Below are 13006 nucleotides of genomic sequence, written 5' to 3'. Positions count from 1 at the left end.
ATTTTAAGGGAAAAAGAGTAGAATTTTTAAAAAAAGAGAATGATGTCTAAAAATAATATAAAACAATAATTTATATCACTAAAAAAGATCTCGAATGGCTTGAATGATGCTTTCAAATAAGCGTATTTTATATCTTAGAAGTAGAACAACACTTAAAACCAGACAATAAACAATCAATCATCCCACGTGATGGTTCAAAAGTGAGCTTATGCATTCAGAACAAAATATCGATGATTTACAAGCCAAAAAAACTCATTATGAACATTTATTGGAACGGCAAAATCGTAAGTTATCTTCCAAATTTGATCATGAATTAGAACAGCATTTTTGGCGTGATCGTAAAGAACGACTGATTAAAATGTTGCACCGTGCAAAATCGTCGATTGTTGTTGTATTTCTCATTTTTCAATTTTTGAGTATTTTCATTAATTATTTGAGTGCGGATGCAGAATTTCTGGTTCACGATATTTCACGTAATTTAATTTCATTTGCGGTTGCTTGGCTTTTACTGGCCACAATTTTTACCATTACCCATCGACCCGAATGGCATCAATATTATGCAAAAGTGCTTTCAGTCGCTTTATGTATAACTTTGGCAATTGCACAATCAATATTGCTCTCAATGCAAACCATGTCATTGATATGGCGTGGCACGATTATTATTTCACTCGCTCTGATCTTTGTTTATTTAACCTTAGGCTTAAGACCACGTAGAGCATTTTTGACGTGTATGCTGGCAGCTGCATTGTCATTTTTGTATTTAAAAATTACACGTTCGGATTTGCCTAATTGGGTAATGGCCAATAGTCTGATCTTACCCAATTTAGTCGGTCTTGCATTGGCATTACTTTCGATTTCAACCGAACGTATTCGTTTTTTACAATCGATTGTGATTGATCTTGATAAACAAATTTACTCTTTGCTGAATCAGCATTTTATTCATTTGAGCCATCAAGATACCTTGACTTTATTGGGGAATCGTCGTGGATTTGAGCAGAATCTGGAAAATGCCATTGTTCATGCGCAGCAAACCCAAGAAGCCTTTGCTATTTTGTTTATCGATGTGGATTACTTCAAGCTATATAACGACTGTTATGGCCATGAATGTGGTGATCAGGCACTGATTAAGGTGGCAAAAACACTTTTGGCACATATACGTGAAGGTGATATTGCAATTCGGTTTGGGGGAGAAGAATTTGTGTTGCTCATTAAAAACACCTCATGGCAAGAATCTGAACATATTGCTCAAGCGATTATTCACGATATTCAACAGCAAAAAATTGAGCATGCAAAATCTCAAATTTCCAGTTATTTAACCGTAAGTATTGGGCTGAGTTTATATGATGGTGAAGATGAAATATCTTATCCAGATATTTTAAAAGCAGCAGATCAAGCTTTGTATGTGGCAAAAGATCAAGGAAGAAATGGCTATCACACAGCGAGTGTTCGATCGCAAGATTCTTTGCTGTTATGATAGCCCATGGCGTATGAATGATCTTGAAAATGAAGTCCACATACTAAGACAAGAAAAATTAAAGTTTGAGCAACTTTTGTTGCAACAGAAAAAATCAGTCAATGCTTCATTTGATGATGCTTTAGAACATCAATTTTGGAAAGATCGTCAAGATCGGATTATAAAACTCATTGGCCGAGCTGTTTTTCCTGCAATAGTCATTTATTTTATTTTCCATTGTGTCAGTTTATCAATGAATTATCTTTCCGCAGATCCACTGTATCGTGAACGAGATATTTTCAGGAATCATTTTTCTTTTGCTGGTTCATGGTTGGCGTTACTGATTATTTTTACTTTGGCCAAACATCCACAATGGCATTATCTCTATGGCAAGATTGTACCTTATATTGTTTTTTTTGGCATAGGTCTTAACTCCGCTATTTTACTTTCCATGTATTCACTTCCTTTGGCTTGGCGGGGAAGTATTGTGGTTGCTTTAGCGATTGTATTTGTTTATGTATGCTCAGGCTTAAAACCTAAAATTACATTTTTAGCGAGTATTTTATCTGCATTATTGAGCATTGTTTATTTTCACTGGGCAGATGTACAGATTGCGAGTTGGGTTGTACTTAATGCTTTGTTGCTCCCAAATTTAGTCGGATTTGCGCTTGCATTGTTGGTCAGTTCAACAGAAAAAATTAGATTTTTACAATCAATTATTATTCATTATGACAGACGTATTTATGCATTGATGAATCAACATTTTAAAGATTTAAGTCATCAAGACGCCTTAACGTTATTGGGGAATCGTCGTGGTTTTAATGAATATTTAAGTCAAACGATTATTGATGCAAAGCAAACGCAATCTAGCTTCGCATTATTGTTTATTGATATTGATTTTTTTAAGCTATATAACGATTACTATGGTCATGAACAAGGTGATCAAGCACTGATACAAGTGGCACATTGTATGAGTTGTTCACTCCCAGATAAAGCAAATGCAGTGCGATTTGGTGGTGAAGAGTTCGTGATTGTATTGCATCATATTCATCAAGCAGAGGCTGAAGTATTTGCTCAGCAACTGTTGCAAAAGATTCGTTCATTAGATATAGAGCACCAACGCTCATCTGTGGCAAAACATCTGACCGTGAGTATTGGTTTAACGGTTTATGATGGGCAAGACAATGTAATTTACGCTGATGTGCTCAAAGCTGCTGATCAGGCACTCTATCAGGCGAAAGCTTTAGGGCGAAATCGAGTGTTTGTGCAGTATTTAAATCAATAAAAAACCGCGCAAATTGCGCGGCTTTTTGACTTAACTACAACTTAGTTTTTGTCTTTAAGTTGTGGAACAGCAGAACCTGTACCAACAGCCAATAAACCTGCACCTGTGTAGATGCCTAATTTTTGACGTGTATCTGTGATGTCTAAGTTACGCATGGTCAATTGACCAATACGATCCATAGGAGAGAACATAGAATCACCTTTTTCCATCGTTAAACGCTCAGCTTCATAAGTGAGGTTTTCAGATTCGGTGTTCATAATAGTGTAGTCATTACCACGACGAAGTTCTAAAGTCACAGTACCTGTTACTGCTTTAGCAACCCAACGTTGAGCAGTTTCACGAAGCATAAGCGCTTGAGAATCGAACCAACGACCTTGGTAAAGCAAACGACCTAAACGTAAACCATTGATGCGATATTGTTCAATCGTATCTTCGTTATGAATACCAGTCACAAGACGCTCGTAAGCGATGTGAAGAAGTGCCATACCCGGAGCTTCGTAGATACCACGAGATTTCGCTTCGATGATACGGTTCTCGATTTGATCCGACATACCTAGACCATGACGACCACCGATACGGTTCGCTTCAAGAATGAATTCAACTGGATCTTCGATACGTTTGCCGTTGATCGCAACAGGGAAGCCTTCTTCAAAAGTAATCGATACTTCTTCAGGTGCGATTTCAACGTCTTCTTTCCAGAATGCAACGCCCATGATTGGATCAACGATTTTGATACCAGCATTTAGGTATTCAAGATCTTTAGCTTCATGCGTTGCACCTAGCATATTCGAATCTGTTGAATATGCTTTTTCTTTTGACATTTTATAGTCAAAACCATTGTCGATCAGGAACTGTGACATTTCTGCACGGCCACCTAGTTCGTCAATGAAAGTTTGGTCTAACCATGGTTTGTAAATTTTAAGCGCAGGGTTAGTCAACAAACCATAACGGTAGAAACGTTCAATATCGTTTCCTTTATAAGTTGAACCGTCACCCCAGATGTTTACATCATCTTCTTTCATTGCTGTAACAAGCATTGTTCCTGTTACTGCACGACCCAATGGTGTTGTATTGAAGTATGGAACGCCACCCGTAGAGATATGGAACGCGCCACATTGAATCGCAGCAATACCTTCTAATGCAAGTTGAAGACGGCAATCCACTAAACGTGCTTTTACCGCACCATACGCTTCAGCTTTTTTTGGAATCGCATCGTAATCGTCTTCATCTGGCTGACCTAAGTTTGCTGTATAGGCATAAGGTTCAGCGCCTTTTTGTTTCATCCACAATAAAGCAGCAGAAGTATCTAGACCACCAGAAAAGGCAATACCAACTTTTTTGCCTACAGGAACATTCTGCAAAATGGTTGCATTATCAGACATTGTTAATCCTAACGAGATATGTAAATAGGTCCTAAAACCACTGACCTAGGAGAATATACAGTTAGTTAATTGTACCACTATTTTATTTGGTGTGGTTTTTAGATGAGAAAATCTCGTTGAAATTTTGCAAATAATTCATTTTGAGAATTTAAAAAAATTCAGCATAGAGAAAAATCATAATATACGTGATTTATTGACTGATCTTTTTTTGAAAATAATCGAATAATCATGGCTTAGAGTAAAATGTTCTTCGATTTTCATAGAATTTTGTATAAATATTGACTATAAAGTGGTGATCAAACTGTCAAAATAATCATGTATGATCAAGTCTTAAGTTCATTGACTCAAGATTAAATCGATTCAATTAGGGAAAAAGAATGACAACATGGCTACGGTATTTGGGGAAACATATGCAACACATTCAGGAAAGGAAAATGCTGAATAGCTTGCTGTGGCTTAGCTTTTGTATGTCGTTTTTTATGATACAAGGTTGTAAATCAAATGGTTCAGAACAGAACCATCAAACATTTGAACTGAATATTTTACATATTAATGACAGTCACTCTCACCTTGATGAATCCACGATCCAATTGCAACTCAAAACAGCTGAAGACACACGTGAACCAATACAAGTCAATTATGGTGGTTTTAGTCGTGTCGCAGCATTATTTAAACAGCTAAGCGTCCAATTGCCCAATACCCTAAAAATCCATGCAGGAGATGCATTGGTCGGCGATTTATATTTCAAAATTGGGCGTGGTGAAGCTGAAGCAAAAATGATGAATAGCATTTGCTTCGACAGTTTTACTTTAGGCAATCATGAGTTTGATAATGGCGATACTGCATTACTTAAATTCTTAAATGACTTAGAGCAAAGCTCAGCATGTCCAACAAAAACCGCTGTGCTAAGTAGTAATGTAGTGTTTGGTGAAGGATCAGCTTTATATCAAAGTAATCGTGTTCAACCTTATACAGTAATTGAAAAACAAGGTCAAAAAATTGGTTTGATTGGGGTCACCACCGCATTTAAAACCAAGCATTCCTCACGTCCAGATACCAATACTGAGTTTTTGGATGAACTGGCAAGCGTACAAGCAGCGATTGATGTCTTAAAAGCACAAGGTATCAATAAAATTGTTTTACAGTCACATATTGGTTATCAAGAAGACTTGAACCTTATTCGGCAATTAGATGGAGTGGATATTGTCATTGGTGGGGATTCACATAGTTTATTGGCCAATGAAAACTTAAGTGATTATGGTTTTAGCCCTCAAGGTCCTTATCCAACTATTGCTCAAGACAAAAACGGTCGTCGTGTTTGTGTGGCTCAAGCAGCACAGTATGCTTATGTGGTGGGACAACTCAATATTGAGTTTGATGACCAAGGTCATGTATTAAAATGTGGTGGTCGACCGCATATTTTGCTGGGAGATCGTTTTCAACGCGTTGGAAACACACCAGTATTATCCGCTGAAGAATTAGATTTTATCCATCAAGATATTCAACAAAGTGGCAGTTTGAGTATTGTGCAACCCGATGCTGAAGCTGATGCCATACTTGCGCCATATCGTTCGGCAAAAATATTATTTGGTCAGCAAAATGTGGCGGTGGCAACCACAAATTTTTGTTTAAGACGTGTTCCTGGAACATGGCGCGATATCAACCGATCAGCTTTAGGAGATGTCTGTAATCAAAATTCATTTACGCATCAGCATGGTGGTGATATTCAACAATTGGTTGCTGAAGCTTATTTAAAACAAGGACAGCGTTATTTCCAAGCGAATATATCTTTGATCAATGGTGGCGGTGTTCGTGAAGATATAGCACAAGGCGATATTAATGTGGATAAGGTCTATCGAATCTTAGCTTTTGATAACACCTTGGTTCAACTGAATATGTATGGACATGAGCTAAAAGCCATGCTTGAGGATGCGATGCAAGCTGTGTTAAATGGTCAAACAGGGAGTTATCCATATACAGCAGGAATGACATGGCAAGTCGATTTAAATCAACCGCTTGGTCAACGCGTAAGTCATATTCAAATTCGAGATGCGCAAAACCAATTGCAGGCGCTCGATTTAAATCGGATGTATAAACTCATCACCATTAATTTTTTAGCTGATGGTCAGGGTTCATATCACACATTAAGCACGATTCGTGGAGATCGTCGTATTGATGTTGGGCTTGATTATACCGAAGCCTTTTTACAGTATTTAGAAGATTTACCTTTGAATAATGGTACGCGTTATTTAGGTCCTTTAGATGTGACTTATTATAGTACACAAGGTTTTATCGATGCTGCGCCTTAATCTGAATTAATGTATTCAATGCGTTTTTTCGAAAACAAAATGATCGTTAGTTTCTGATTAATAAGATCAATGAGAATCGATTTATATATGGAGCAAAGAGAAGATTGTGATGAGGCGAGTCAAAATAAAAAGACTTCGCCCTTATGCAGTAGTGCTATTCATCACTTGCACTAATGGTTTTTTCGCATCGTGTTTCATTAATGGTTAGCTCAGGCTCGAAAAAAGCTAAAAATCGCGTACGTCTATTTCTATTGTTTCTTTTGTTTTGTTATATAACGGATACTTTTGGTTTAATTATTCTGCCCGTCATTTTTCTTTAGTACTTGACCTTGGCTAAGCATCTGCAAAGTAATAATGACATTTATCTTGGTAAATTTAATTCTCATCAACATCCTAAAAAGTGAATTTTAGCGATAAAAAGCTCCATATGCTGTGCTGCATAAATCATTTTCACATTCTAGAAATCGGTTGCAATGACTGTATTTAGACTAAAGTTTGAAGGATGATCTTTAATACATCACTAAAAATTAAAATAATATTATTAATCAATATCTTGTTGTTAATATTATACGATTTTAAAAGTACAGCAGTGCTCCTTTCAACCGTCAATATTGGTCATACCAATTTAATTTCAATGATTCTTTATTGCGCTTTAAATCAGTGGGTATTACCATTATTGGTCTGAAATAAATGATTTTTAGTCTTTATTGCTTATATTGGTAATACCAATACCGAAATAGACATGATCTTTAACATCGGAACTGGCTAAGCATGTCAAGGAGAGAGCGATGCTTCAACAATGGCAACAAGTTTATGACCCTCTGGGGAATATTTGGATATCTAGCGCAATTGCTTTAATTCCAATTATCTTCTTCTTCCTTGCACTTGCCGTGTTCCGAATGAAGGGCAGTGTGGCAGGTACGATTACTGTTGCACTGGCTTTTTTGGTGTCGATGTTCCTCTATAAAATGCCTGTAAGCATGGCCTTGGCATCGATGGTGTATGGCTTTTTCTACGGACTTTGGCCAATTGCATGGATCATCATTGGGGCAGTATTTCTCTACAAAATTTCAGTAAAGACGGGGCAGTTCGATATTATCCGCTCTTCCATCTTATCTTTAACTGAAGACCAACGCCTGCAAATGTTATTGGTCGGTTTTGCCTTCGGTACGTTTTTGGAGGGGGCTGCGGGTTTTGGTGCGCCAGTAGCGATTACCGCTGCATTGTTGGTGGGACTTGGTTTTAAACCGCTATACGCAGCTGGACTGTGTTTAATTGTCAACACGGCCCCAGTGGCATTTGGTGCGATGGGGATTCCGATTATTGTCGCAGGTCAGGTCTCAGGTCTAGATACGCTAGACATCAGTAAGATGGTGGGTCGTCAACTGCCAATTATGGTTCCGATTGTGTTGATCTGGATTATGGCGATTATGGATGGCTGGCGTGGTGTGAAAGAAACATGGCCTGCAATATTCGTAGGTGGTGGTTCTTTTGCATTGGCGCAATTTTTAACTGCTAACTATGTTGGACCTGAACTTCCAGATATTACCGCTGCTATTGCTGCATTGGTCAGTTTGACCGTATTGCTGAAATTTTGGCAACCGAAACATATTTTCCGCTTTGAAGATGATGTTCAAGTCGATGAAACTCTCGCTCAGGCTGCAAAACAAAAATACTCGGTAGGTCAAATTATTAAAGCATGGTCACCGTTTGCTGTACTGACGGCAATGGTGACTTTATGGAGTATTCAACCCTTTAAAGCGTTATTCGCTAAGGATGGTGCACTCAGTGACTGGGTGATTTCAATCAAAGTGCCGTATTTGCACCAATTGATCCAAAAATTACCGCCTGTCGCGCCTGAAGTGAAAGACTATGATGCCATTTATAAATTTGATTGGTTCTCAGCGACGGGCACTGCAATCATGCTGGCAGCGGTGATCACCATCATTTATCTCAAAATGAAACCAAAGGATGCCATCGCAACTTTTGCAGAGACAGTGAGTGAATTAAAAACGCCAATTTACTCAATTGGTATGGTGCTGGCTTTTGCCTTTATTGCGAACTATTCAGGTTTATCTGCAACTTTAGCTTTGGCACTGGCACATACGGGACAGGCATTTACATTCTTCTCGCCTTTCTTAGGTTGGGTCGGGGTGTTCTTAACTGGTTCAGACACATCAGCCAATGCCTTGTTCTCGGCTTTACAAGCAACCACAGCACAGCAAATTGGTGTTCCAGAAGTGTTATTGGTTGCAGCCAATACCAGTGGTGGCGTGACAGGAAAAATGATTTCTCCACAATCGATTGCGATTGCCTGTGCAGCCGTCGGTTTGGTGGGTAAAGAATCCGATTTATTCCGCTTTACGGTCAAACACAGTATTACCTTTACGGTAATGATTGGTATCATCATCACACTACAAGCTTATGTTTTTCCGTGGATGATTCCATAAATTGGTTAAGGTAAACGAATGAAAGTCTCCGACAAAGTTGTACAACGCTTACGCCTTTTAATTGAGCAAAGTCATTTGCAAGTCGGAGCACGTTTGCCTGCAGAACGTAAATTATGCGAACTAATGGGTGTGTCTCGAACATCACTGCGTGAAGCGATTCAACAATTGAGTGCCAGTGGAATTTTACACAGCCGTATGGGGGCAGGAACCTATTTACAGCAATTACCTGCCAATTGGTCACAGCACAATATTGTTGAACCTTTATCGAATCTAATCGATCAGGATCCTGAATATCGTTTTGATGTGCAAGAAGCTCGAATTGTGCTTGAAGGTGGAACGGCGTGGTATGCGGCTCAGCGTGCAACGGCGGTAGATTTGGAAAATATCCGCAAATGTTATGAGCAGATCAATCATTTTCAAGCCATTGGTGATGATGCTCAAGCGGCTATTGCTGACGCTCAGTTTCACTTAGCCATTGCAGAGGCATCACACAATTTGGTGCTTATACAAATGATGCGCAGTTTGTTTGATTTATTGCAGTACAACGTGATGCTGGGTCGACGTAAAGTCTATACCTCTCCACATCGTTTTGAACAATTGCATGATCAGCACTTACAAGTAATGAATGCAATTGAACGCCAAGACCCTGAAGCTGCCCGTAAAGCAGTGTGTGGGCATATTGAATTTGTAGTTCAGCAAGTACGTATGATTGATGAAGAAGAAGCTCGTCGTCAGCGTGCAAGTCGATTGAATAGGACATAAGTTATGATTATTTCTTCTGCTAATGACTATCGTGAAGCAGCAAGACGTCGATTACCGCCATTTTTGTTTCACTATATTGATGGTGGGGCATATGCCGAATATACCTTAAAACGTAATGTTGAAGATTTATCGAAAATTGCATTACGTCAACGTGTCTTAAATGACATGTCAAAGTTAAGTTTAGAGACCAAACTGTTTGATGAAACCTTGTCGATGCCTGTGGCATTGTCACCTGTGGGTTTAACTGGGATGTATGCACGCCGTGGTGAAGTTCAAGCCGCAGTAGCAGCAGACAAAAAAGGCATTCCATTTACCTTATCTACAGTTTCAGTATGTCCAATTGAAGAAGTCGCACCTGCAATTAACCGTCCAATGTGGTTTCAGTTATATGTACTGCGTGACCGTGGCTTTATGAAAAATGCCTTGGAGCGTGCCAAGGCAGCAGGATGTTCAACATTAGTATTTACTGTCGATATGCCTGTTCCGGGGGCACGTTACCGTGATGCGCATTCGGGTATGAGTGGTCCAAATGCCGCGATGCGCCGTTATATGCAGTCGTGTTTCCATCCTCATTGGGCATGGAATGTGGGTCTACTCGGTCGTCCGCATGATTTGGGCAATATTTCAAAATACCTCGGTAAACCTACAGGTTTAGAAGATTATATCGGTTGGTTGGGCAATAATTTCGATCCTTCTATTTCTTGGAAAGATTTAGAATGGATTCGTGAATTTTGGGATGGTCCAATGGTGATTAAGGGGATTCTAGACCCTGAAGATGCTAAAGATGCTGTACGTTTTGGTGCGGATGGTATTGTGGTATCGAACCATGGTGGTCGTCAGCTCGATGGTGTTTTATCCTCTGCTCGTGCGCTTCCTCCGATTGCGGATGCGGTGAAAGGGGATATCAAAATCCTTGCGGACTCGGGTATTCGTAATGGTTTAGACGTTGTACGTATGCTCGCATTGGGTGCGGATACTTGTATGCTCGGTCGTGCCTTTGTTTACGCTTTGGGTGCGGCAGGCGGTGCAGGGGTAAGTAACTTACTCGAACTGATTGATAAGGAAATGCGTGTTGCAATGACCTTAACGGGTGCAAAAAGCATCGCTGATATTACTTCAGATTGCTTAGTGAAATTAGAAAAAGAATTGGTTTAAGCATTTAACTGCATAAATTTAAGAGTTGAACTTAAATGATGCTGTTAATCATCTTATGTCCAATTAAAATTGATCACAAAGTTCCCTCTCCTGTCAGGAGAGGGTTAGGGAGAGGTTTTTAGTTTGAAGTTCCCTCATCCTACCTAACCTTCTCTCAGAGGGAAAAGGGAATTTCATTGATCATTAAGATTATGGATCATTGATTATTTTTTTATTTCCGAAAGAACTATAGTTTTAACAGCATATATAGCTCGCTTATTCCTTAATTTTCTTTCGGGAAAAGTAAGCAAAACCATTTGTCTTTCGTTGAACTTGCACAATAACAGTCACGAAAAATTTTAAGTCGCAGAAACATTTTGCCTCAAAATTCAGTCTGGCTCGAACAGAAACGAAAGACTGGGTCGTGTATCGAGATTTCTTTTTCTTTAAGTTTCGAATGAATCTGAAAGGATCATCATTCAAGATGGATTCAGTCATACAGGATTTAAACCATGTCAGCTTCACTTACTTGTCAAAACACCATTCAAAAACTGATTGATATAGTCGGTAAAGCCCATGTATTGACCGATGAACAAGAGACCCGTTTATATCGTCAGGGACGTCGCTATGGATCAGGGCAAGTTCTCGCTGTGGTTGCACCTGGAACATTGCTCGAACAGTGGCAAGTGCTGAAAATAGCAGTCGATGCTGATTGTATTGTCATTATGCAAGCAGCGAATACGGGTTTGACGGGTGGTTCAACCCCATTTGGTGATGACTATGACCGTCCTGTGATACTGATGAGTACACGCCGTCTGCAGGGCATTCAAGTCATTAATGAAGGCAAACAAGTCATTTGTTTACCCGGTGCAAGCTTAGATCGGTTAGAAAAAGAATTGGCAGGGTTTAACCGTGAACCGCATTCGGTGATTGGGTCTTCTTGTATCGGTGCGTCGGTATTGGGTGGCGTATGTAATAACTCGGGTGGCGCTTTGGTGCGTCGTGGTCCTGCTTATACCGAACTTGCTTTATATGCACGGGTGAATGAGCAAGGTCAACTTGAACTGGTCAATCACCTAGGCGTGAATTTGGGTGAAACGCCTGAACAGATCCTGACCAATCTGGAACAACAACAGTACCAAATTGCGGATATTCAAAATGATAGTCATTGCTGTGCATCTGACCATCGTTATATGAAAGATGTGGCGCAAGTCGATGCCGATACACCAGCTCGTTTTAATGCCGATCCTTCCCGTTTATACGAAGCTTCGGGTTCTGCGGGGAAAGTTTGTGTATTTGCCGTACGTTTAGATACCTTCGAGAAAATTCCAAGTCAGGTGTTTTATGTGGGCACAAACTCACATGATGACTTGACCGAAATTCGCCGTTTCCTGTTGACCGATTTGCCTCGTATTCCAATTGCGGGGGAATACATTCACCGTGTGGCTTATGACATTGGTGCGGAATACGGTAAAGACACGTTTATGTTTATCGAAAAATTTGGTACAGCCAAAGTGCCTGCCGCATTTGCCATGAAAGACAAGGTCGATGGTTATTTGGAAAAATGGGGCATGAAAGGGCTTTCTGACAAAGTTCTACAATTGGTCACCAAGTTTTTACCGTCGCATCTGCCAAAACGGATGAACGATTTCCGTGATTTATATGAGCATCATTTAGTTTTAAGGATTGAAGATCAGGACGTTCCAGCCGTGGATACGTTCTTAAAGCAGTATTTTGCAGGCCGTAACACAGGCGATTATTTCCTGTGTGATGCGGACGAAGGTCGTAAAGCCTTTTTACACCGTTTTGCTGTGGCAGGAGCTGCCATTCGTTATCGGGATACGCATTTACGCGAAGTGGAAGATATTGTGGCGTTGGATATTGCTTTACGCCGTAATGACCGTGAATGGGTAGAGACTTTGCCTAAAGAGATGGACGAGCAAATTATTCATAAACTCTACTACGGCCATTTCCTCTGTCATGTGTTCCATCAGGACTATATTGTCAAAAAAGGCGTAGATCCTTTGGCGATGGAACATGCGATGTGGAAATTACTGGATGCACGTAAAGCTGAATATCCTGCGGAGCATAATGTTGGACATTTATATGTGGCAAAGCCTGCACTAAAAACGCATTATCAAAAACTCGATCCAACCAACAGTTTTAATGTCGGCATTGGGCATACATCTAAGTTGAAAAATTGGAAATAATTGAGTTCAAGTTTTATTATT

The 13006-nt window shown here is 39.7% G+C and carries 8 protein-coding genes; 7 read left to right on the top strand and 1 reads right to left on the bottom strand.

Annotated features, from left to right (window positions below; translation table 11 throughout):
• Nucleotides 1-208: 208 nt before the first annotated feature.
• Both G8E00_RS11210 and G8E00_RS11205 read left to right on the top strand, forming a co-directional pair.
• Nucleotides 209-1474 (top strand): GGDEF domain-containing protein, encoded by a 1266-nt coding sequence (locus G8E00_RS11210; RefSeq protein ID WP_166010789.1) that lies wholly within the window; start codon nt 209-211, stop codon nt 1472-1474.
• Entirely contained in the window at nt 1425-2738 is a 1314-nt protein-coding gene (locus G8E00_RS11205) for a GGDEF domain-containing protein (RefSeq protein ID WP_166224679.1), read from the top strand. Before G8E00_RS11210 ends, G8E00_RS11205 begins: the two co-directional genes overlap by 50 nt.
• A gap of 41 nt (nt 2739-2779) precedes the next feature.
• On the opposite strand, the gene argG is transcribed toward G8E00_RS11205, so the two are convergent.
• Nucleotides 2780-4120 carry an argininosuccinate synthase gene (gene argG / locus G8E00_RS11200; protein ID WP_166010785.1) on the bottom strand — a complete coding sequence of 447 codons (1341 nt, stop codon included), beginning with the start codon at nt 4118-4120 and terminating at the stop codon, nt 2780-2782.
• A gap of 410 nt (nt 4121-4530) precedes the next feature.
• On the opposite strand from argG, the gene G8E00_RS11195 reads away from it, so the two are divergent.
• The 5 genes from G8E00_RS11195 to dld all read left to right on the top strand — a co-directional run bounded on the left by G8E00_RS11195 (nt 4531) and on the right by dld (nt 12985).
• A complete protein-coding gene (locus tag G8E00_RS11195) occupies nt 4531-6429 on the top strand; it encodes a bifunctional metallophosphatase/5'-nucleotidase (protein ID WP_166224676.1) in 1899 nt (632 codons plus the stop codon).
• A 788-nt stretch (nt 6430-7217) separates the two neighbouring features.
• Entirely contained in the window at nt 7218-8879 is a 1662-nt protein-coding gene (gene lldP / locus G8E00_RS11190) for an L-lactate permease (RefSeq protein WP_166224673.1), read from the top strand.
• An 18-nt stretch (nt 8880-8897) separates the two neighbouring features.
• Nucleotides 8898-9641 (top strand): transcriptional regulator LldR, encoded by a 744-nt coding sequence (gene lldR, locus G8E00_RS11185; protein ID WP_166224669.1) that lies wholly within the window; start codon nt 8898-8900, stop codon nt 9639-9641.
• Between the two features lie 3 nt (nt 9642-9644).
• Nucleotides 9645-10796, top strand: coding sequence for an FMN-dependent L-lactate dehydrogenase LldD (gene lldD, locus G8E00_RS11180; protein WP_166224666.1), 1152 nt, complete (start codon nt 9645-9647; stop codon nt 10794-10796).
• Nucleotides 10797-11287: 491 nt separating this feature from the next.
• Nucleotides 11288-12985 carry a D-lactate dehydrogenase gene (dld, locus tag G8E00_RS11175; RefSeq protein ID WP_166224663.1) on the top strand — a complete coding sequence of 566 codons (1698 nt, stop codon included), beginning with the start codon at nt 11288-11290 and terminating at the stop codon, nt 12983-12985.
• The last annotated feature ends 21 nt before the right edge of the window (nt 12986-13006 follow it).

The sequence above is a fragment of the Acinetobacter shaoyimingii genome, from assembly GCF_011578045.1.
Lineage (GTDB): Bacteria > Pseudomonadota > Gammaproteobacteria > Pseudomonadales > Moraxellaceae > Acinetobacter > Acinetobacter shaoyimingii.
This window is presented reverse-complemented; position numbering and strand designations above follow the sequence as displayed.